The organism is Sphingomonas sp. CFBP8993, from assembly GCF_034044895.1.
Classification (GTDB): Bacteria; Pseudomonadota; Alphaproteobacteria; order Sphingomonadales; family Sphingomonadaceae; genus Sphingomonas.
Genome location: NZ_JAXCWU010000005.1, coordinates 1 through 20896, shown reverse-complemented (window position 1 = coordinate 20896; position 20896 = coordinate 1). Strand labels below are relative to the sequence as shown.

General features: G+C 68.7%; 18 protein-coding genes. 3 read left to right on the top strand and 15 right to left on the bottom strand.

Annotation, left to right across the window (positions count from 1 at the left end; genetic code table 11):
- Positions 1-85 precede the first annotated feature (85 nt).
- Positions 86-2458, bottom strand: coding sequence for a membrane-bound PQQ-dependent dehydrogenase, glucose/quinate/shikimate family (locus SOM26_RS11220; protein ID WP_320452812.1), 2373 nt, complete (start codon positions 2456-2458; stop codon positions 86-88).
- Between the two features lie 144 nt (positions 2459-2602).
- Here SOM26_RS11220 and SOM26_RS11215 point away from each other — a divergent pair, with 144 nt between their 5' ends.
- A complete protein-coding gene (locus SOM26_RS11215; protein ID WP_320452811.1) occupies positions 2603-3520 on the top strand; it encodes an alpha/beta fold hydrolase in 918 nt (305 codons plus the stop codon).
- 4 nt (positions 3521-3524) lie between these two features.
- On the opposite strand, the gene SOM26_RS11210 is transcribed toward SOM26_RS11215, so the two are convergent.
- The 6 genes from SOM26_RS11210 to SOM26_RS11185 form a co-directional block, all read right to left on the bottom strand.
- Positions 3525-4220 (bottom strand): GIN domain-containing protein, encoded by a 696-nt coding sequence (locus SOM26_RS11210; protein WP_320452810.1) that lies wholly within the window; start codon positions 4218-4220, stop codon positions 3525-3527.
- A 41-nt stretch (positions 4221-4261) separates the two neighbouring features.
- Positions 4262-5011, bottom strand: a complete 750-nt coding sequence (locus SOM26_RS11205) for a head GIN domain-containing protein (RefSeq protein WP_320452809.1) — start codon at positions 5009-5011, stop codon at positions 4262-4264.
- Between the two features lie 120 nt (positions 5012-5131).
- Entirely contained in the window at positions 5132-5665 is a 534-nt protein-coding gene (locus SOM26_RS11200) for a CarD family transcriptional regulator (protein ID WP_042486954.1), read from the bottom strand.
- Positions 5666-6040: 375 nt separating this feature from the next.
- Complete coding sequence (fdxA, locus tag SOM26_RS11195; protein WP_042486955.1) at positions 6041-6382, bottom strand: ferredoxin FdxA; 342 nt, start codon at positions 6380-6382, stop codon at positions 6041-6043.
- Positions 6383-6411: 29 nt separating this feature from the next.
- Positions 6412-6732, bottom strand: a complete 321-nt coding sequence (locus SOM26_RS11190) for a S4 domain-containing protein (protein WP_320452808.1) — start codon at positions 6730-6732, stop codon at positions 6412-6414.
- 153 nt (positions 6733-6885) lie between these two features.
- Complete coding sequence (locus SOM26_RS11185; protein ID WP_320452807.1) at positions 6886-9378, bottom strand: helicase-related protein; 2493 nt, start codon at positions 9376-9378, stop codon at positions 6886-6888.
- Between the two features lie 221 nt (positions 9379-9599).
- Between SOM26_RS11185 and SOM26_RS11180 the strand changes: the two genes are divergently transcribed.
- Entirely contained in the window at positions 9600-11072 is a 1473-nt protein-coding gene (locus tag SOM26_RS11180) for a M23 family metallopeptidase (RefSeq protein ID WP_320452806.1), read from the top strand.
- A 132-nt stretch (positions 11073-11204) separates the two neighbouring features.
- On the opposite strand, the gene SOM26_RS11175 is transcribed toward SOM26_RS11180, so the two are convergent.
- The 5 genes from SOM26_RS11175 to SOM26_RS11155 all read right to left on the bottom strand — a co-directional run bounded on the left by SOM26_RS11175 (position 11205) and on the right by SOM26_RS11155 (position 17019).
- Entirely contained in the window at positions 11205-12851 is a 1647-nt protein-coding gene (locus SOM26_RS11175; RefSeq protein ID WP_320452805.1) for an ATP-binding protein, read from the bottom strand.
- 78 nt (positions 12852-12929) lie between these two features.
- A complete protein-coding gene (locus SOM26_RS11170) occupies positions 12930-13649 on the bottom strand; it encodes a TIGR02186 family protein (protein WP_414712059.1) in 720 nt (239 codons plus the stop codon).
- Between the two features lie 41 nt (positions 13650-13690).
- On the bottom strand, positions 13691-14605 hold the full coding sequence (locus SOM26_RS11165; protein WP_320452803.1) for a sulfite exporter TauE/SafE family protein: 915 nt from the start codon (positions 14603-14605) through the stop codon (positions 13691-13693).
- Between the two features lie 45 nt (positions 14606-14650).
- Positions 14651-15643, bottom strand: a complete 993-nt coding sequence (locus SOM26_RS11160; protein ID WP_320452802.1) for a hypothetical protein — start codon at positions 15641-15643, stop codon at positions 14651-14653.
- Positions 15640-17019 carry a glycosyl transferase family protein gene (locus tag SOM26_RS11155; protein ID WP_320452801.1) on the bottom strand — a complete coding sequence of 460 codons (1380 nt, stop codon included), beginning with the start codon at positions 17017-17019 and terminating at the stop codon, positions 15640-15642. Before SOM26_RS11155 ends, SOM26_RS11160 begins: the two co-directional genes overlap by 4 nt.
- 198 nt (positions 17020-17217) lie before the next feature.
- Between SOM26_RS11155 and SOM26_RS11150 the strand changes: the two genes are divergently transcribed.
- A complete protein-coding gene (locus SOM26_RS11150) occupies positions 17218-18423 on the top strand; it encodes an MFS transporter (protein ID WP_320453178.1) in 1206 nt (401 codons plus the stop codon).
- Here SOM26_RS11150 and SOM26_RS11145 read toward each other — a convergent pair.
- The 3 genes from SOM26_RS11145 to SOM26_RS11135 all read right to left on the bottom strand — a co-directional run.
- A complete protein-coding gene (locus SOM26_RS11145) occupies positions 18377-19600 on the bottom strand; it encodes a dipeptidase (protein ID WP_320452800.1) in 1224 nt (407 codons plus the stop codon). The two genes, SOM26_RS11150 and SOM26_RS11145, sit on opposite strands and share 47 nt — an antisense overlap.
- Positions 19594-19872: an acylphosphatase gene (locus tag SOM26_RS11140; protein ID WP_320452799.1), complete on the bottom strand. Its 279-nt coding sequence runs from the start codon at positions 19870-19872 to the stop codon at positions 19594-19596. The genes SOM26_RS11145 and SOM26_RS11140 overlap by 7 nt, the downstream gene beginning before the upstream one ends.
- A gap of 152 nt (positions 19873-20024) precedes the next feature.
- Positions 20025-20896, bottom strand: an 872-nt coding sequence (locus tag SOM26_RS11135) for an electron transfer flavoprotein subunit alpha/FixB family protein (RefSeq protein WP_320452798.1), incomplete at its 5' end; no start/stop codon positions are given.

The following is a 20896-nucleotide window of genomic DNA, read 5'->3' as shown; positions in this document are numbered from 1 at the left end:
GTGAGACTCCTTTCCCTCCCCCATCCCCTCCCGCCTGCGGGAGGGGTGTGTCTTGGGTGAGCTTTCGCAGTTTATCTGACGCTCCTCACACCCCCTTGGGCAGCGCAAACGCCATCGTATAATCCCCATAACGCGTGCCCAGCGCGCCATGCCCGCCGGCGGTGATGACGACATATTGCCGCCCGTCGCGCCCGCGATAGGTCATCGGCGTTGCCTGCGCGCCTGCGGGAAGCCGTGCACGCCACAGGACCTTGCCGCTCTTCAGGTCATATGCGCGCAAATACTGGTCGGTGGTCGCGCCGATGAACACGATCCCGGACGCGGTGATGATCGAGCCGCCCAGATTGGGCACGCCGGTCTTGATCAGCACGCCCAGATGGCTGCCGAACAGGCCGGTGTCCTGCGCGGTGCCCAATATCTTCTTCCACACGACCTTCTTCGTATTGAGGTCGACCGCGGTCAAATGGCCCCAGGGCGGCGCGTTGCACGGCGCGCCGAACGGGCCGATCCAGGCGGCGACCACCGCGACATAGGGGGTGTTGTACTGGGTCTGGAGGTTGGGCTCGCGCGCATTCTCGCCGCCCTTCTTCTTTTCCATATAGGATTTCACGCGCGGATCGTCGCGGCGCATCAGCCAGATCTTGAACGGCATCTCCATCGTGTTGACGGTGAAGACCTGCCGCACCGGATCGAGCGCCGCGCCGCCCCAGTCGGTGACGCCGTCGAACGCGGGATGGCCGATGATCGGCTTCAACCCCGTCGGCTGATAGATGCCGGTGCCCTGCGCGCGGCGAATGTCGATCCGGCAGAAGAGCTGGTCGATCGGCGTCGCGCCCCAAGTCGCCTTTTCGGTCGGGGCGGGCGGGGTGAAGGACGGCAGGCCGACCGACCAGGGCTGGGTCGGGGACACCTTCACCCCCGGCGTCGCACCGTCCTGGCGCGCGGACCGCTCGACGATCGGGGTGATCGGCGCGCCGGTCAGGCGGTTGAGGAAATAGACCTGGCCCATCTTGGTCGTCTGGATCAGTGCCGGGATCGTTTGTCCGTTCGGCGCGCGATAGTCGAACAGCGACGGGCCGATCGGCAGGTCCATGTCCCACATGTCGCGGTGGACCAGCTGGCGGACCCAGCGCAGCTTGCCGGTGGCGATCTCCAGCGCGACGATGGCGGTGCCGAACCGGTCGTCGAACGGCCGTCGCCAGCCGATCCAGTAATCGGGCGAGGCATTGCCGGTACCCAGATAGACCAGGCCATTGGCCGGATCGGCTGTCATCGCGCCCCAGACATTGGGTGTGCCGCGCGTATAGGTCTGCCCCTCGGGCAAGGGCGGGATCGCGTCCTGCGACCGACCGACGTCCCAGGCCCAGATGCCGGCGCCCGTTACGGGATCATAGGCGCGCACGACGCCGCTGGGGATGTTGCGGTTGACGTTGTCGACGATCCGCTCCCCGACGATCAGGCGGCCGTTCGCGACGACGGGGGGCGAGGTGCTGATCTGGTCCGCCGGGCCTGACACGCCCATGTTGCGGCGCAGGTCGATGCCGCCATTCGTGCCGAAACCGGGGCAGGGCCGCCCCGTATCGGCATCCAGCGCCATCATGCGCGCATCGAAGGTCGGCGCGAAGATGCGGCGCGGGCAGGGCGTGCCCGCCGGGGCCTGGTAAAAGGCGACGCCGCGACAGACGAGATAGCTGTTGCCCTGGCGGCTGACCTGATCCCTCCAGGTCCATTTGGTCCGCCCGGTCGTCGCGTCGATCGCCTGGACGATCGAATGCGGGGTACAGGTATAGAGCGTGTCGCCGATATGGATCGGCGTCGCTTCGGAATGATATTCGCGCTTATGCTCGACCGCTTCCGCGCGGTCGGGCAGGTCGCCGGTCCGCTGGGTCCAGGCAAGTTCCAGCTTGCCGACATTGCCCGGCGTGATCTGCGACAGCGCGGAGTAGCGCTGACCCGACAGCGTGCCGCCATAATCGGTCCAGTCGCCGACCGGTGCCCGTGCCGCGACTGGCAACCCGGCGGGGAGGGCGGGGTCCTGTGCCTCGGCCGGGCGGCTGCGCAGCACCGGCACCGCGATCAGCAGCGCGACGATGCCGAGCATGGCGGGCACCGCGCGGGTGCGGACGCGGGGCATATGCATCCCGGCAATCAGCCAGGGCAGGATGACGAGGATGAGGAGAACGGTGGGCGCGACGACGCGCGGCACCAGTTGAAGCGGGTCCGGCCCCACTTCCCACAATGCCCAGACGATCGTCGCCAGCCAGATGACGACATATAGCCAGCGTCCGCGCGGATCGCCCCGCCCGATCCATGCGCCCGACAGGATCATCGCCAGCCCGGTCACGACATAATAAGGCGAGCCGCCGATCAGCGCGAGATAGCCGCCCGCCACCGCAAAGAAGCCACCGAGCAGGGCGAGCGTCCAACCCAGGATTTTTGCCAAGATCCGACCAAGCACGCGCGCCCCCCCTTTTGACTGTAACAAAAGATTGCTGGGGGATGAACGCGTCGAAACTTGCTTGGTTCGGTCTGGCCGTCGAGAGAGGCAAATAATCGGGGTTCGCACAGGGGGCGAGGTGATATGGCGACGATGGAGATCGACATGGCTCGGGGTGCCCTGGCCCCCTATCTGTCACACTGGACCGCGCCCGATGGCTGGGTCCATCGCCGCTATGACCGGCCGCGCGTACCGGGGACGGTGCGGCGCGGGCGTCTGCTGTTCCAGACGGGGCGGGCCGACATGATCGAGAAATATGGCGACGCGATCGATCATTTCCGGGCGCAGGGCTGGGACGTCAGCGCTTTCGACTGGCGGGGGCAGGGCGGCTCGGGGCGGCTGACCGGTGACGGCACCGGGCATATCGACCGGTTCGAGCAGTTGGGCGAGGATCTTGCCACCTTTCATGCCGCCTGGGTCGATGAGGCGCCGGGGCCGCATGTCGTGCTGGGCCATTCGATGGGCGGCTTCGTCACGCTGTCGGCGCTGGCTGCGGGCACGATCACGCCCGATGCGGTGGTGCTGGTCGCGCCGATGCTCGCGCTGCGCTCGCCGGTCGGACAATGGGCGGGCGCGCGCTTTGCCCGCTGGCAGGTCGGGCGCGGCGATCCGGCTCGCCCCGCCTGGCGACGGCTGGAAACCGACGCGGCGGCGCGCGCCCGGCAGAAGCGGCTGACCCATGACGTGGCGCGCTTCGCCGACCAGCAGGCCTTTCGCCGCGAATGGCCCGAACTGTGCCTGGGATCGCCCAGCTGGCACTGGGTGGCCGAGGCGTTTCGCGCGACGGCGGCGCTGCGCCGCGATCCAGGGCTGGCGCAAATCCAGGTGCCGGTGCTGATGCTGGTGGCGCTGGCCGACCGACTGGTCGATGCGCGCGCCGCAGGACAGGTCGCCGCGCGCCTGCCGCAGGGGGAATTGGTCGCCTTCGGCAGGGACTGCGCGCATGAGATCCTGCGCGAGGCCGATCCGATCCGTGCCAATGCCCTGGCCGCGATCGACGCGTTTCTGGCGCGGCGAGTCTAAGCGGCTATTTCGCGCCGCAACGCACCGACCCGCCCCCGGTGGCCCGGCATTTGGGTGTGCCCTCGACGATCACGCGACCCAGGCCGTTATTGCCGATGGTCGCGGTATAGCGTGCCCGCGCGCCGATCTCGCCCGCACCCTCCAGTGTGACGGACAGGTCGCCCGCATCCAGCCCGCTGGCCGCCAGCGCGACCGGACCGTTGGCGAGCAGCCGGGCACGGCCCACCCGTCCGCCGCCGATGCCCAGCCGGGCGGGGCCGAACAGCGTCGCGGTCAGTTGATCGCCGTCCGCCCGCTCGACCTGAATCTCGCCTGCGCCTGTGATCGACAGCGTCATGGCGCTTCCCTTCAGCGCCTGCGCATTCACCTGCGCCCCGCCGATGACGGTGATGGCCGAGAGCGGCGGCGCGGTCAGTGTCAGCGTGACGGGTGTTGTACTGCGCACCGGCCCGCCATCCGCCACCACCCGCCGGACGACGAGCACGCCGTTGGACAGCCGCGTCTCGACCGCGCGCAAAGCCTCGGCATCGCCCGATACCATGCCACGCGGCGAGGGGCCGGTGGTGATGGTCACGCGAAACGGCCCCTCGACGCGCAGCTTGTCGAAGCTGCTCAGGTCGACCCGGCGCTCTGCGGCCAAGGCAATGGCAGGCAGTGCGGCGAGGATCAGCGACAGGGTGAGGGCGGGGCGATGGAGCATGACGCCACCTTCGCCCCGTCACCGCCGCCCCGCAACCCGGATCAACGACCGCAGCGCGCCGAGCCCGACCCCATCTTGTTGACGGTGCAGGTCGATTGCGGGCCCAGATCGGCGCTGCCCGAGCCCATCAGGTTGACCTTGGCCGGACCTTCGACCCGCGCCGTGACATTGCCCGAGCCAGCGATCGAGACATCGGCCTGGCGGGTGCGCAGTCCGGTCGCGCGGACATCGCCCGACCCGGCGACGCCAATCTTCAGCGTATCGGCGGTGCCGCTGGCACTGATCGAGCCCGACCCGGCAACACCCAGATCGGCATGGCCGACCCGCATCGCGCCGATGACCAGGTCGCCCGACCCGGCGATGCCGCCATGGAATCGTGGCCCCTCGACCCGGTCGACCGTCATCCGGCCCGATCCCGACACGCCCGCATCGGCGAGGTGCGGCAGGGTGACGAGGATTCGGACCGGATTGCCCTTCGACCAGCCCCAGTGCACGCCCTTCTTGCGGCCGATGCGCAGGGTCGTGCCGTTGCGCTCGACCTGCAACTGGTCGAGCGTGTCCGCCGGACCCTCCGCCCGTACCGAATAATCGCCGCCGACCCGGACCTCCACCGGATCGCTGCCGTGCAGGTCGACGCCGGTGAAGTCGCGTGCAGCGAAGCTTCGGGCATTGCCCGATCCCTGCGCAGGTACGACGTCGCCTTCGTCCGAAGACCAGTCGAACGAACAGGCGGCGGTGGGGATCGCGAGCACCGCGACGGCGATCAGGGGCAGGCGTAAGGATCGGATCATGGAACGGTCTCCTTGTGTATTGTTCTAGCAATACACAAGGAGACCGGCACCACGCAAATGAAAAGGGGCGGCACCGCATGGCACCGCCCCCTTTCGCCTCGGTCGAGCCGCCGCCGCCGGTCAGGCGGCGGGCTTTTCCTTGTTGTAGATGGCCGCGGCGGCGCGCAGGATTTCCAAGATCTTTTCCTGAGCGCGGGGCTCGTCCACCTCTTCCATCGCGGCGAGTTCGCGCGCGAGGCGGCTGGTCGCCGCTTCGAAGATCTGCCGCTCGGAATAGCTCTGCTCGGGCTGGTCGTCGGCGCGGAACAGGTCGCGGACCACTTCGGCGATCGACACCAGGTCGCCCGAGTTGATCTTGGCTTCATATTCCTGGGCACGGCGCGACCACATGGTGCGCTTGACCTTGGGCTTGCCCTTCAGGGTTTCCATCGCCTCGCGCATGGTCTTGTCCGAGGACAGCTTGCGCATGCCGACCGACTCGGCCTTGTTGGTGGGAACGCGCAGCGTCATGCGTTCCTTTTCGAAGCGCAGCACATAGAGTTCGAGCTGCATCCCTGCGATTTCCTGCTTTTGCAGCTCGATCACGCGGCCCACGCCATGCTTGGGATACACGACATAGTCACCGACGTCGAAGTGGAGCGCCTTGGCAGCCATTGGGGGCCTTTCCGGATCAAAGGCCTTCGCACGAGCGCCGGACGAGCGGAAATGAGTCCACTGATCTCATCGGCCTCGGGAAGGAAGGGTCGAACACATCAAGGCGGGCGGTCGCGAAAACAGCTAAGCCCGTCGCGGGACTATATAGCATGGTCGCAACAAAATTACCAGCATATCTGCGGGCTAGGGGAACCTTCGGGCGCAGGCGGCCGAGGCATGGTCCATGCTGACCGCCTTCCCTCCTCTTCCTCCCCTGTAAGGAGAGGGGGACCATGCGAAGCATGGTGGAGGAGTATCCCCATCATCGAGAGGGTGACACCCCTCCGTCAGGCCTTCGGCCTGCCACCTCCCCTTGCAGGGGAGGAAAAGTTTATATCAGTCGCCCTTGCCGGGTTCCGGGCTGAAGAACTGGTCGTACTTGTTCTCGACGCCCTTCATCGCGTCGGCGTCGGGCGGCGTCTGGTCCAGCTTGCGCGTGACGTTGGGCCACTGGGCGGAGAAGGTGTTGTTCAGCTCCAGCCACTGTTCCAGCCCGCTCTCGGTATCGGGCAGGATCGCTTCGGCCGGGCATTCCGGCTCGCACACGCCGCAGTCGATGCATTCAGACGGGTTGATGACGAGCATATTCTCGCCCTCGTAGAAGCAGTCGACGGGACACACCTCGACACAGTCCATATACTTGCAGCGAATGCAGGCATCGGTGACGACGTAGGTCATGACAACTCCCAAGGTACGAACGCGTGCTGCTATGCCGCGTATGGCGATCCGTCAACGCTTGAAACCGGGGAAGTGACCAGATCGCAGTAACAGGCGCGCCCCTCGGCGGGCGGTCCGCGCCGGACGGGCAGCGATTCCACCCGCAGGACGCGGACGTCACCCGCCTGTGCAAAGGTCAGGATGCTGCCCACCCGGACCGGCGCATGGGCGCGATCGATCGCGCGGCCGTCCATGCGGAAATGCCCGTCGCACGCCATTTCCCGTGCCCGCTCCCGCGACTTGGCGATCCGCGCCCACCAGAGGAAACGGTCGAGCCGCATCGACTCAGGGGCGGGGGCACGGGTGCTCATAGGGTGGGACGGTCCTTTCGGGAGGAGAAACCCATAAATCTTCTACCGCCCCGGCGAAGGCCGGGGTCCAGATGCCAAATGGGCGGGTGGCGCGCCATCACGTTCACCGCAACTGGGCCCCGGCCTCCGCCGGGGTGGCAAGGGGAATTATGGTCACGGTGTCCGCCCCCAGTCGGCGAGCGCGGCAAAAGCGTTGCCGGGGCTGGCCGCGACGCGCGGGGCGGGGCGGGCGGGTGGTCGACCGCGCCAGATCCAGCGGGCTGGTTCGTTCTCCTCGCCCCGGATCTTGCGAAAGCCCAGATCGCCCATCAACCGGTCAAGCGTCGCCGCCTCCAGCCCGATCGAGGTGGCAAGCGCGGCGTCGGGGGTGAACGGCCCGCGCCCCACCCGTGCGTCATGCGCGGCGCGCGCGATGCGTTCGACCAGGTCGATGCGCACCGCCTGCTCGCCGAGCGGCCGGAAGCCCGAGGCGACGGTACGTCCCGGCTCGTCGCGCTTCAGGATGGTCGCGCCCGGCCGGGGCAGCGCGGGGCTTTGTCCCCATAGCGTCATCAACGTGCGCCGCCACGTGGCGGCACCGGGTTTCAGCAGGCGCGGGTCGAAGACGTCGAGCGTGCCGATGGTGATGCCCAACCCGCGCAGACGCCGCCGTTCGTCGGGCGACAGCGCGTCGATCATCAGGCGCAGCGGCTGGCGCGGCGCGATGCCGCCCGCATCCTCCAGCGCAGCGGCGACGGCGCGGATCGCCGGTGACGCCTTGGCCTCGCGCGCCAGTCCCGCCAGCCGGACGAGTGCCGGTAGTTGCCGGTCGAGCGACCGCGCCAGCCATGTCTCCAGCCGCGCCTTCACCTGATCGCGCTGGAGCGGGGCCAGGCAATCGAGGTCGCGTTCCAGCCGCAGAACCGGCCGCCCCAGCGACGGACCCGAGGTCAGTCGCGCGACGCCATGCCCGTCCCAGACCAGCCGGTCCTCCCGAAGCATGAATGCATCATGCTCGGCGGCGATCAGCGCCTCGGCGCGGCGCGACCGCTCGGTGCCCAGCCGCTTTTCGGCCGCGGCGAGCAGCAGCCGCTTGTCATTGGCTCGCGCGCCCGCCTCGACGGTGAAGCGAAACCCCTCCAGCCGCCCGATGGGGTGATCCTCGACCAGCACCTCGCCCTCCGGCCCGATGATGACGGGCAGCGCGCCCGCATCCGCGCCGATGCGGCGGATCAGCGCGGTGGTGCGCTTGTCGACGAAACGCTGGGTCAGGCTGGCGTGAAGACCGTCGGACAGCCGCTCCTCGATCTCGCGGGTACGCTCGGCCCAGTGGCGCGGATCGGCCAGCCAGTCGGCGCGCTGCGCGATATAGGCCCAGCTGCGGATCGCGGAGAGGCGGCCCGCCAGCGTCTCGACATCGCCCGCCATATTGTCGAGCCGCGCAATCTCGTCGGCGAACCACTGGTGCGGGACATGGCCGAGGCCTTCGGACAAATGACCGAACACGCGCGAGACGAAACGGGCATGGGGATCGATGCCGACCTTGCGGAAGTCGGGAATGCCGCACGCCGCCCACAGCCGCGCGACCATGGCGGGGCGCCCCACCCGGTCGCGGACCCAGGGCTCGTCGGCGAGGCGCTTGAGCACCTGCAAATCGGTGGCGAGGGGGGCGGCGCGCAGCACGCCGGGTTCGGGCCTGCGCTCCAGGGTCTTGATCAGCGCGTCGATGCTCGACAGGTCGGGATCGCCCTCGCGCCAGAAGAGATGGTCGAGCCGGGGGAAGCGATGCTCCTCGATCGCCAGCACTTCCTCGGGCAGGAACGAGTCCGGCCCCTCCTCGGCCAGCGCGCCGAAGGTGCCGTCGCGGTGGTGTCGCCCCGCTCTCCCGGCGATCTGCGCCATCTCGGCCACCGTCAGGCGGCGACGGCGGCGGCCGTCGAACTTGTGGAGCCCGGCAAAGGCGACATGCGCGACATCCATGTTGAGGCCCATGCCGATCGCATCGGTGGCGACGAGGTAATCGACCTCGCCCGCCTGGAACATCTCGACCTGCGCGTTGCGGGTGCGTGGGGAAAGCGCGCCCATCACCACCGCCGCGCCGCCGCGCAGACGGCGCAGCATCTCGGCCACCGCGTAGACCTCCTCGGCCGAGAAGGCGACGATCGCCGAGCGCTTGGGCAGGCGGCTGATCTTCTTGGCACCCGCATAGGTCAGGGTGGAGAAGCGCGGCCGGGCGATGATCTCGGCATCGGGGACCAGCGCGCGGATCATGGGTTTCAGCGCCTCGGAGCCCAGGATCATCGTCTCGTCGCGGCCGCGCACATGCATCAACCGATCGGTAAAGACATGACCGCGCTCGGGATCGGCGCCCAGCTGCGCCTCGTCCAGCGCCACGAAGGCGACATCGCGGTCGGGCATGGATTCAACGGTGCACAGGAACCAGCGCGCATCGGGGGGCACGATCTTTTCTTCGCCGGTCACCAGCGCAACCTGGTTCGCGCCCTTCAGCGCGACGACCCGGTCATAGACCTCGCGGGCGAGCAGGCGGAGGGGAAAGCCGATGATGCCGCTGGAATGCGCGCACATCCGCTCGATCGCGAGGTGCGTCTTGCCGGTGTTGGTCGGCCCGAGAACGGCCGTCACGGCGCCCGATACGCGGCTTGTCATGCCCCCTACATCGGGCTTCGCGCGCGCGGTTGCAACGGCATGGGGCAAGATCGTCGCCAGCCCACGACATTTGTGCCGGTCCGGCCACGTCTTGCCGCAGCATCGGGGCGGCGGGGCGCAGCGGCTTTGACTTTCGCGGGCACGATCGACACCGCAAAATCCTGTGCGCCGGGGGGAATCGGCGACGCTGTTCGACGATTTCACGGAAACGCATTCCACCGATGTTCCTTGCCACCGACGAAGCCCTGTTAATGACCGGCGGCACCGCCGTGCGTCCGCAGGGCGTCACCTTCCCGCCCGCCCGGACGACCGTCTGGGCGCGCTGGCGCCAAGCCGCGCGCGATACCGACTGGGTGCCCGATCTGGGTGCGCGGATCGGCAGCCGCGACTGGTGGCGCGGCCTGATCACCTGCTCGGCGCTGTGTGCCGCGACGATCGCGATGGCGCCCCGGCTGGAACGGCCGATCCTGGGGGCCGCACCGGAGCCGCTGACCGGCGAGGCTTGGACGAATGCGCGGGCACAGGCGATCGCGCCGATCGCGCTGGGCGCCGACAGCGGACGGCGCATGGCGGCGGGCGACCTGGTCACGCATCTCGCCGAAGCGCCCGAGCGGCCGATGGTCGAGCTGTCGGCGACGGTCGGCTCGGGCGACCGGCTGGCCCGCGTGCTGCAACGCGCCGGCGTCAGCCGGGATCAGGCCCGCGACGCCGCCGAGCTGGTCGAACAGGCGGCGGGGGGCGAGGCCATCGCATCGGGCACCCGTGTCGCACTGACCCTGGGGCGGCGGCCGAGCCGGACGGTCGCGCGTCCGCTGGAGGCGATGAAGCTGCGCGCGCGTTTCGACCTGGCCGTTACGCTGACCCGTACGCCCAAGGGGCTGGAGATGACGCAGACGCCGATCGCGATCGATCGCACGCCGCTGCGCCTGCAGGGTCTGGCCGGTTCGAGTCTGTACCGTTCGGTCCGCGCGGCGGGCGCGCCGGCCAAGGTGGTCGAGGGCTATATCAAGGCGTTGTCGGCGCGCATGTCGGTCGGCCGCGACGTGAAGCGGTCGGACAGTTTCGACCTGATCATCGAGCGGGAGCGTGCCGCGACCGGCGAGACGCGGCTGGGCAAGCTGTTGTTCGTCGGGCTGAACCATGGCGGGCGCAAGACGCAGCTCGCCCGCCTCCCCGACGACGAGGACGGCCAATGGTATGACGTCAACGGCCAGACCGAGCGGCGCGGCGCGATGAACATGCCGGTCGCGGGGCGCATCACCTCGTCCTACGGCAAGCGGATGCACCCGGTGCTGGGCTTCATGCGGATGCACAAGGGGACCGATATCGGCGCGCCTTACGGGACACCGATCCATGCGATCATGGACGGCGTCGTCCAGTTCGCCGGACGCTCGGGTGGTTACGGCAATTTCGTCAAGCTGACCCATTCGGGCGGCATCGCCAGCGGCTATGGCCATATGAGCCGCTTCGCCGTGCGGTCGGGCGCGCATGTTCGCCAGGGCCAGGTGATCGGCTATGTCGGCTCGACCGGCATGTCGACCGGCCCGCATCTGCACTGGGAAGTGTGGAAGAACGGCGCTGTCGTGAACCCGCGCACGCTGAACCTGTCGAGCGTCGCGGTCCTGTCGGGTGCCAAGCTGCGCGCGTTCCGCCGTGAGGTGCAGAGCCTGTTGGCGGTGCGGCCGGGGCGGTAAGACCGCACACGCCCGCCCGCTCCACCTCCGTTCAGCCTGAGCGAAGTCGAAGGCCAAGGGATGACTTGGCCAAGAGCGGCATGTGCACTTCGACTTCGCTCAGTGCGAACGGCCGTGGGGTGACATTGGCTCTTACTTACCCGCCGCGCGCCAGCGGGCGACGGTGTCGGCCACCATCGGCGCCCCGCGGGCGGGCTGTGCCCAGAGCGCGGTGATCTTCATGTCGTTCGATGCGGGGCGCTTGCCTTCGTCCAGGTCGACGAAGCTGGCGCGCATCGGGAACGTCACGCCTTCGCCGCACAGGATCGCCTCGCGGTTGCGCAGCGCCGAGATGGTGTCGAGCAGCCCGCGCCCGCCCTCGGGCATGGCCGAGCGGACCACCGCCTGATCGCGCTCGTTGTTCAGGCGCATCGCGATGATCGTACCGCATTGCGACAGCACGCCCTCGGCCAGGTCGGACGGACGCTGGGTGACGAGGCCCAGCGAGACGCCGTATTTGCGCCCCTCCTTGGCGATGCGCGACAGGATGCGGCCAACGGCCGAATCCTGTTCGGCGCGGGCGGGGATGTAGCGGTGCGCCTCTTCGCAGACCATCAGGACCGGGCGGCGCTCGGCCGGGTGCGACCAGATGGCATGGTCGAAGATCATCCGCGCCAGCATCGCGACGACCACGCTGGTCACGTCCGACGGCACGCCCGACACGTCGATGATCGAGATCGGCCGCCCCTCGCCCGGCAGGCGCAGGATGCGGCCCAGGAAGGACGCCATGGTATCGGCGACCAGCATGCCGGAGAACATGAAGGCATAGCGCGGATCGCCCTTCACCTCGTCGATCTTGGACTTAATCCGCAAGTAAGGGGCGATGTCGCCCGCCCGCTCCAGCTTGCTCATCTCGGCGGTCAGCAGGCTGGTCAGGTCGGACAGCAAATAGGGGATGGGCGTGTCGACGGTGACGCGGGGCAGGTCGGCGGCGGCGCGGCTGCGCATCCGCGCGGCGAGCAGGCATTTGGCAAGCACATCGGCATCGCTCTGGCGATCGGCCGGACCCGACGAGAGCAGGATCTCGCAATGCTCCGCGAAGTTCATCAGCCAATAGGGCATGCGCAGATTGCCAACATCGTGGATCTCGCCCGCGTCGCGAAAGGCGGAGGCATATTCGCCGTGCGGGTCGATCATCACGATATGGCCGCGTGGCGCCAGTTCGCAGATCCGGTGCAGGATCATCGCGGTCGCGGTCGACTTGCCGGTGCCGGTCGACCCCAGAATGGCGAAATGCCGCCCCAGCAGCGCGTCGACCGCCAGCGTGGCGGGCACCGTGCGCGCGGGGTGGACAGTGCCGATGGTCACGGTCGTGGTGTCGCGATTGCCGTGGATCCCGGCCAGTTCGGCATTGGTGATCGCATGGATGGTCGCGCCGGGCATCGGATAGGAGGTGACGCCGCGGCGGAAACCGCAAAGCTCGCCACTATAGGGATCGCGCATCCCCTCGCCCATCAGGTCGATCTCGGTCGCGATGGCGGCTCCGTCGCCGGACGGGTCGAGCGACAGCGAGCGGATGGTGCCGATGATCCAGCGGTCGTCGCGCTTGATCTTCACCGGCATCGCCACCTGCCCCGCCGCCGCCAGCACCGGGTCGCCATGCCCGGCCAGCGCGGTCACCGCCTGACGGTCGAGCACGATGCGCCCCGTCGATCCGGCGATGCCGAGCAGCCAGCCGATGACCGGCGTGTCGTGCGAAGTGGCGACGGGATGTTCGGCGGCGGGGGCGGGCGAAAACATGAAAAGCGATACCGTCCGGTCTTTTGGGAGGATGATATCGTTAGCAGCCGATCCTTAAGATGCCGTATCTCAAGGAAATCAGATCCGCCGCGCGATCCAGCCGGCGGTCCAGCCGAGCAGGATCGACAGCGCCACCGCGGTCAGGCCATAGGGGATGGCGGCGCGGTCGGCAGCGCGCGCGACGAAGCGTTCGAACCCCGATTTGCGAATATCAATGTCCCGCACGGCGGCGGCCAGCACGCGGCCGTCGCGGATCAGGAAGGTCTCGGCGGTGAAGCGTCCCACCGGCACGCGCGCGGGGATGGTGACGCGGGCGCGGTAGAGGACGTCGTCGGTGATCTCGACGGCGCGCGGCGCCTCGACATACAGGCCGGAGCGGCGGCGCTGGTCGACCAGCCCCGCCTGGAAACGCGCCTGGACATCGGCGGGCGCGCTGGAGGCGGGGGAGAGTTGCAGGCTGTCCAGCCCGAGTTCGTAAATGGCGCGGGTGCGGTCATCGACGATCCGGTCGATCGGCCGGGACGAGGCGATGGCGTAGAAGGACGGCGCCGACTGGTAACGCAGCCGCCCGGCATTGACCCACAGCCCGGCGATCTTCTCCTTCTCACGGATCAGGATCGACTGGGTCGGGCCCTTCACCACCACGACGATATCGGTCGGCCGGTTGTCCTGCGGCGCACGCCCACCGGGATAGAGGATCGCGCCGAACAGCAGCAGTTCGGCACCGGTGAAGCTGTAGGCGATCTGGATGTCGCGTTGCGACACGTCGGGGACCAGCACCGGCTTGGCCTGCGCCATCAGCAGCGGCGACACCAGCGCCAGCGCGGCGGCGGCACGTTTCACAGCGGCTGCACCGTGAAGATTTCCTCGGGCCGCCACACCAGCCCGAGCAGGATACGGATGCCGACCAGCAGCACGATGACCGCCAGCGCCAGGCGCAGATATTCGGGCTTGGCATTGGTGGCGAGCTTCGCGCCGATCTGCGCCCCCGTCACCGATCCGACCAGCAACAGCCCGGCCAGCACGATATCGACCGCCTTGGTCGTCGTGGCATGGACCATCGTCGCGACGGCGGTGACGAACAAGGTCTGGAACAGCGAGGTGCCGAGCACGACGTTGGTCGCCATGCCCAGGATATAGATCATCGCAGGGACGAGGATGAACCCGCCGCCGACCCCCAGCAAGATGGTCAGGATGCCGGTGAAGAATCCCAGCATCAAGGGTGCCAGGGGCGAGATATACAGGCCCGAGGCATAGAAGCGGGTGCGGAAGGGCAGGGCCGCCACGACCGGATGATGCCGCCGCCGCGCCGCGCGCTGCGGCCGTCCGCGACGCTGCGCGATGATCGCACTCGTCGCCTCGCGCGCCATGACCGATCCGATCCACCCCAGCATCAGCACATAGACGATGGCGATGACCGTATCGATCTGGCCACTCGCCTGGAGCAGGCGAAAGATCCAGGCGCCCGCGAAAGATCCCACGATGCCGCCCGCGACCAGGACGCCGCCCATCTTGGTATCCACGCCGCCACGCCGGAAATGGGCGAACACACCCGACACGCTGGCCCCCGTCACCTGGCTGGCGGCGGAGGCGGCGGCGACGGTCGGCGGGATGCCATAGACGATCAGCAACGGCGTGGTCAGGAAACCGCCGCCCACCCCGAACATGCCCGACAACAGGCCCACGCCCGCGCCCAGCGCGATGATGACCAGCGCGTTGACCGACAGGTTGGCGATCGGAAGATAAAGATCCACCGCCGCTTTATAGCCGCATGGACCTTTCGGAACAGTGTCGATGGCTCAGAAATCGCCCGCCAGGCTCAGCGCCGGACCCGAGCCGGGCGCGGCACCGCCCGCCACCCGTTGTCGCCAATCGAGCGACAGGCGGACGCGTCGATTTCCGACCGGCACCGCGACCCCCAGGGTGGGACCGAAATCCAGCCGCTGCGCACCTCGCTGCGCCCCGCCCCATAGCCCGACACCCAGGTCGAGGCCGGGGGTCAGCGGCACCGCCACGCGCATCGCGCCGTCGGCAAAGGGCTCGGTCCGATCGCGCACCACCACGCCGCCCTGGGCATAGGCGGTGAGGGTCAGCCCGGTAGCGGCCGGGCGGGGGCCGATGCCGGTCACGGCCAGCAATGCCGTCCCGCCGGGTCCCTGATCCAGCGCCACACGCCGTTCGACCAGCACGCGCACCGGCACGGTGTGAGAGGGCTGCCAGTCGAGACCCACTCCCATCTCGCGCCCCACGCCGCTCGCCGGGGCGGACAGGCGCAGGCTTGCCGACCATGCACTGCGCGAATCGAGGCGGCGCAGCAGGCGAAGTCCCGCCTGACTGCCACCCAGCTGCCCACCCGGCGTCAGCGCGCCGCCGCCCTGCCGGGCCACCGCCCATATCCCAAGGCTCCAGCGGTCCGGCCGCAAAGGCGTGTCTGGCCAGACGGGGGCGATCGACGCTGGCGCGTCGCGCAGGATCGGCGGGGGCATGATCGGCTCGATCGCCACCGCGCTGGTAAGGGAAATCAGGGGGCGTGCGTGCACCATCGCTCCGCCTGTCGGGCGAAGCACCGGCTTCCGGCGCAACGGCTGCCACGGCACATCTCCCGCCAATCTGGTCGGAGTTCTCCGCGCATGGCGGCGCGGCGGGGCGGGCGTTGCGGCTTCGGCCACCGCCGCGACCGACAAGCGGCCCGTCTTCTCCAGGCCGGTCTCACCCGGCAACAGGAATGCCACCCGCCCCAGGGTCCACAACGCCAATATACCCCCCAGGAAACGGATCGGCCGTCCGCTCATGACCGGGCGGGGAGGTCGGGAAACTGGTGATCGGTCTTGTCCCAGGTCAGCGGTCGTCCGCGCAGCATCAGCAGATAGCGGACCATCGCGCGCGGAGCCGCGGCCAGCGCCACGAAATTGCCGACGACGAAGCGCGGCAGCGACCACAGCGCCTCGTGCCAGCCATAAGCCTGCCCGGTAAAGACCATTCGCACGCCCAGCCGCCACCAGAGCAGCATGGCGTTGACCGCGATCAGCCCGCCGAGCAGCGGATCGGTCACGGGTAGCGCGGCCCCGCGTGCCCAGCACAGGATGATCACCACCGCCTCGGCAAACAGGCCGAGATAGGCGGCGCCCAGGACCAGCATGGCCAGCGGCGCGCGCCGGTCGCGCGATCGCCACCAATGGTCGCCGATCGCCCAGGTCCGGCCCCATCCCGTCCGGTCCCAGCCGACCAGCGCGATGCCCGTCATCCACCGCGCCTTCTGCCGGACGGCGGCGGGCAGGGTGGCGGGAAAATAGGCACGCACCGCCACCACGCTACGCGGCGGACCATCGGCGACCCGCGCGAACAGCCCCTTGCCGCCCAGCTCGGCGATCCGCAGGCCCAGTTCGTAATCCTCGGTCAGGCTGCTCGCATCGAACGGATCGCCGCCGCGTCGCCGCGCAATCTCACGCAGCATCGCGGGCGCGATTGCGCAGCCGGTGCCCGCCAGCGGCAATCCGGCACCCAGCGCGGTACGCACGACCAGCTGCTTGATATGGCTTTCGGCAAACTCGTCGGCATAGTGGCCCGACACCAGTCGCGATCCGGGGGCGACCAGCGGCAGGACCGGCAACTGGACCACGGCGCGTCCTTCGATCAGCGAGTCGAAGACCAGCAGCTCGTCGGCATGCACCACGTCCTCGGCATCGTGCAGCACCACCGCCCTGACCGCAAAGCCCTCGTCCCGCGCATCGCGTTCCAGGGCATGCCAGACCGCATTCAGGCAGTCCGCCTTCGTCGTCGGGCCCGGACGTGGTCCGATGACCAGCCGCACCCGTGGGTCATGCTCGGCAACGTCCGCCGCCGCCGCGATGGTCGCCGGATCATTGGGATAGAGCCCGACATAGATACGGTAATCGTCATGACGCAGCCGCGCGAGCGCATTGGCCAGCATCGCGCCGATCACGGCCGATTCGTCCCAGGCGGGCACCAGGATCACCATGCGTCCCGGCGTCTCCGGCGCGGCCAGCGCCCAACTGCGCAGCGGTGTGGCAGGCCCACGGGTCAGGCGACGCGTGAAATAGATCAGGTCGACGAGCAGGTCGTCGATCCCGCCAAGCAACAGGCCCGCACCCGCGAACAGCAACAGCTCGCGCGCAACGATCGCGATCCCCCCGATGACCCCGTCCAAGCGGCAATCTCCCCTTTGCCGGGACCGAGCCTGACCGACCGCGCAGGCATCTTCAACGCCAAACTTCGGCTCATATCGGGAGAGACGCGGGAAGCGGATGAATATGGAAGCCATTCAGCCGCATTTTCAGCGGGACACGCGCGGGGCGGTTGCGTTGTTTGCTGCGGCGCAACATATGGGTGGGGAAAGGATTCCATGATGGCGCGGACATTTTCCCCCGGCATCGTCCACACCGCGCTGGCGGTGGGCGGCTTTGCGATCGGCACGACCGAATTCGCCGCGATGAGCCTCGAGCCCGATCTGGCGCGCGGCCTGGGCATCGATGCGCCGATGGCGGGACATGTCATCAGCGCCTATGCGCTGGGCGTGGTGGTGGGCGCGCCGCTGCTGGCGGTGCTCTCGGCGAAGGTGGCGCGGCGGACGCTGCTGATCGTGCTGATGCTGATGTTCGCGGCAGGCAACGGCCTGTCGGCGATGGCACCCGATTATCACTGGATGCTGTTCTTCCGCTTCCTCAGCGGCCTGCCGCACGGCGCCTATTTCGGGATCGCCGCACTGGTAGCGGCCTCGCTCGTCCCCGAATCGCGGCGGACGGTGGCGGTCGGGCGGATCATGCTGGGGCTGACCGTCGCGACCGTTGTCGGCGTGCCGTTGGCGCAGATGCTGGGCCAGTGGCTCAACTGGCGCTGGGTGTTCGGCGTGGTCGCGGGGCTGGCCCTGTTGACCGCGACCTTGGTCTGGATCGCCGCGCCGCACGACCGCCCCGACGAGGGGGCGAGCATCCGTCGCGAGCTGGACGCGCTGAGCAAGGGGCAGGTCTGGCTGACGCTGGCCATCGGCGCGATCGGCTTCGGCGGCATGTTCGCGGTCTATACCTATCTGGCGGCGACCCTGACCGAGGTGACGGGGGCGTCGGTAGCGATGATCCCGCTCGTGCTCGCCGTATTCGGGCTGGGCATGACGATCGGCAATATCGTGGTGCCGCGCTTCGCCGACCGTGCGTTGATGCCGACCGCCGGGGCGCTGCTGCTCTGGTCGGCGGCGATGCTGGCGCTCTATCCCTGGGCGGCGGGGAGCCTGTGGACGATCCTGCCTGTCGTCTTTGCGATCGGACTGGGCGGGGCGCTGGGCACCGTGCTCCAGACGCGGCTGATGGACGTGGCGGGCGAGGGGCAGGGGCTGGCTGCGGCGCTCAACCATTCGGCGTTCAACACCGCCAATGCCATCGGGCCCTGGGCGGGCGGTCTGGCGATCGCCAATGGCCTGGGGTGGACCTCGACCGGCTATGTCGGCTGCGGGCTGGCGCTGGGCGGTTTTGTCATCTGGTTGATCGCGATGCGCGTGTCGCGCGGGCAGGTCAGCGTGCCAGCGGATCGATCGAATCGTCCGGTGCTGCTGCACTGAGGCTTTTGGCCACGGCCTCGACCCGTTCCATGACGCGCAGGATATTGCCGCTGGTCAGCCCGGCAAGATCGGCATCGGTCCAGCCGCGCCGGACCAGTTCGGCCAGCACCAGCGGATAACCGTCGACGCCGGTCATCCCCTCCGGCCCGGTGCCGTTGATCCCGTCATAATCGCCGCCGAATCCGACCGCGCCGCGCCCGGCGATGCGGGCGACATGCTCGATATGATCCGCCACCATCGTCGCCGTCACGCGCGGAACAGGGTGCTGCGTATCCCAGGCGATCAGCGGCGCGGGGCTGCGCGGGCCATAGATATTGGCGGGCACGCCGACCGACCTAGCATAGGCGGTACGCGCCGCATCCCAGGCCCGCCAGTCGGTGGACAGGAAGGCGGGGTAGCAGTTCACCATCACCACCCCGCCGCTCGCGCCGATCCGGTGGAGCATGGCATCGGGAATGTTGCGCGGTGCATCGGCCAGCGCGCGGACGTCGGAATGCGAGGCGATGACCGGCGCCTTGCTGACGTCCAGCACCGCCGCCATCGTCGCGTCGGAGACATGCGCGACATCGACGATCATGCCGATGCGATTCATCTCCGCCACCACCGCGCGGCCAAAGGGGCTCAATCCGTTGGCGATGGGCGTATCGGTGGACGAATCGGCCCATGCCAGGCTGCGACCATGGGTCAGCGTCAGATAGGCGACGCCCAGCGCCTTGTACTGGCGCAGTACCGACAGCCGCCCGTCGATCTGATGCCCGCCCTCGACCCCGATCAGCGAGGCGATTCGGCCTGTATGGGACAGGCGGCGTACATCCTCGGCTGTGCGCGCCATCGCGAGTCGCTCGGGGTGCGCGGCGACAAGACGGTGAACGCGGTCGATCTGTTCCAGCGTCATCTCGACCGCGCGCGGGCCGGTGACATCGGCGGGAATCCATACCGACCAGAATTGCCCGCCGACCCCGCCGCGCTTCAGCCGGGGCAGGTCGGTCTGCAGCGGATGCGGCAGGGCGGTGGTGTCGGTGGCCAGCGCAGGCGATTCGGGCGGAACGCCGGTGTCGCGCAACTCCCAGGGCAGGTCGTTATGCCCGTCGATAATCGGCGCGCGGGCGAGGAGCGACTCGACCCGGCGCGTGATGGCCGGATCGGCGGCCTGCGCAAGGAGCAGCGCGATCAGCATGTCGGTCGCTGCTCGAATTGGATGAGGGTGGTGTCGGTGGGCAGCTCGGTCGTTTCGACCCGGCCGACCCGCGCGGCGGGCGGTCCCGATTCGGCCTCGGCGATGATCCGCACGGCCTTGTCCTCAGGGCCCTGCACCACCGCCTCGACCGAACCGTCAGCCCGGTTGCGGACCCAGCCGGTAAGCCCCAGCGACTCGGCGCGACCGAGAAACCAGTAGCGATACCCGACGCCCTGCACGCGCCCGGTAATTCGAAGATGACGACCGACCATGACCGAGATTGTCGCGCGGGCGGGCGGGAAAGGGAAGGGGCGGCTGAATTCCTCCCCTTGCAGGTGAGGAAAACCTGTTCGCGCAGAGGCGCGGAGGACGGAGAACAGTTCTTCTCCGCGCTCTCTGCGCCTCTGGGCGAACCAAAACTGCCTCAGACCTTGCTGGTCAACTCCGGCACGACGGTGAACAGGTCGCCAACCAGGCCGATATCGGCGACCTGGAAGATCGGCGCATCTTCGTCCTTGTTGATCGCGACGATGACCTTGGAGTCCTTCATCCCCGCCAGATGCTGGATCGCGCCCGAGATGCCGACTGCGACATAGACTTCCGGCGCCACGATCTTGCCGGTCTGTCCGACCTGATAGTCGTTGGGGGCATAGCCCGCATCGACCGCCGCGCGGGACGCACCAACGGCGGCGCCCAACTTGTCGGCGAGCGGGTCGATCAGCGCGTGGAACTGCTCTTCAGAGCCCAGCGCGCGGCCGCCCGAAACAATGATCTTCGCGCTGGTCAGCTCGGGCCGGGCATTCTCGGCCTTTTCCGCACCGACGAAGCGGGATTTGGCCGTATCGCCGGTCGAGGAAACTGCCTCGACCGTGCCCGCCCCACCCTCGGCCGCTGCCTTTTCGAAGGCGGTGGTGCGGACCGTCAGGACCAGCTTTTTGTCACTGGTCTTCACCGTGGCGATCGCGTTGCCCGCATAGATCGGCCGGGTGAAGCTGTCCGGCCCCTCGACCGACAATATGTCGCTGATCTGCATCACGTCGATGAGGGCTGCGACACGCGGCGCAATGTTCTTGCCCGTGGTGGTCGAGGGCGCGAGGAAGGCATCGTGATGGCCCATCAGCTCGGCGACCAGTGGCGCGACATTCTCGGCCAGTGCGTTGGCGTAGGCCGCGTCGTCGGCGACATGGACCTTGCCGACCCCTGCGATCTTCGCGGCGGCCTGCGCGACGCCGTCGACACCCTGACCCGCGACGATCAGGTGCACCTCGCCCAGCTTCGACGCCGCCGTGACGGCCG

Bases quoted from the DNA above. Each gene is read 5' to 3' on its own strand.
- SOM26_RS11215 (WP_320452811.1), top strand. From the start codon at position 2,603: ATGGCTCGGGGTGCCCTGGCCCCCTATCTGTCACACTGGACCGCGCCC.
- SOM26_RS11210 (WP_320452810.1), bottom strand. From the start codon at position 4,220: ATGCTCCATCGCCCCGCCCTCACCCTGTCGCTGATCCTCGCCGCACTG.
- SOM26_RS11205 (WP_320452809.1), bottom strand. From the start codon at position 5,011: ATGATCCGATCCTTACGCCTGCCCCTGATCGCCGTCGCGGTGCTCGCG.
- SOM26_RS11200 (WP_042486954.1), bottom strand. From the start codon at position 5,665: ATGGCTGCCAAGGCGCTCCACTTCGACGTCGGTGACTATGTCGTGTAT.
- fdxA (WP_042486955.1), bottom strand. From the start codon at position 6,382: ATGACCTACGTCGTCACCGATGCCTGCATTCGCTGCAAGTATATGGAC.
- SOM26_RS11190 (WP_320452808.1), bottom strand. From the start codon at position 6,732: ATGAGCACCCGTGCCCCCGCCCCTGAGTCGATGCGGCTCGACCGTTTC.
- SOM26_RS11185 (WP_320452807.1), bottom strand. From the start codon at position 9,378: ATGACAAGCCGCGTATCGGGCGCCGTGACGGCCGTTCTCGGGCCGACC.
- SOM26_RS11180 (WP_320452806.1), top strand. From the start codon at position 9,600: ATGTTCCTTGCCACCGACGAAGCCCTGTTAATGACCGGCGGCACCGCC.
- SOM26_RS11175 (WP_320452805.1), bottom strand. From the start codon at position 12,851: ATGTTTTCGCCCGCCCCCGCCGCCGAACATCCCGTCGCCACTTCGCAC.
- SOM26_RS11170 (WP_414712059.1), bottom strand. From the start codon at position 13,649: ATGGCGCAGGCCAAGCCGGTGCTGGTCCCCGACGTGTCGCAACGCGAC.
- SOM26_RS11160 (WP_320452802.1), bottom strand. From the start codon at position 15,643: ATGAGCGGACGGCCGATCCGTTTCCTGGGGGGTATATTGGCGTTGTGG.
- SOM26_RS11150 (WP_320453178.1), top strand. From the start codon at position 17,218: ATGGCGCGGACATTTTCCCCCGGCATCGTCCACACCGCGCTGGCGGTG.
- SOM26_RS11145 (WP_320452800.1), bottom strand. From the start codon at position 19,600: ATGCTGATCGCGCTGCTCCTTGCGCAGGCCGCCGATCCGGCCATCACG.
- SOM26_RS11140 (WP_320452799.1), bottom strand. From the start codon at position 19,872: ATGGTCGGTCGTCATCTTCGAATTACCGGGCGCGTGCAGGGCGTCGGG.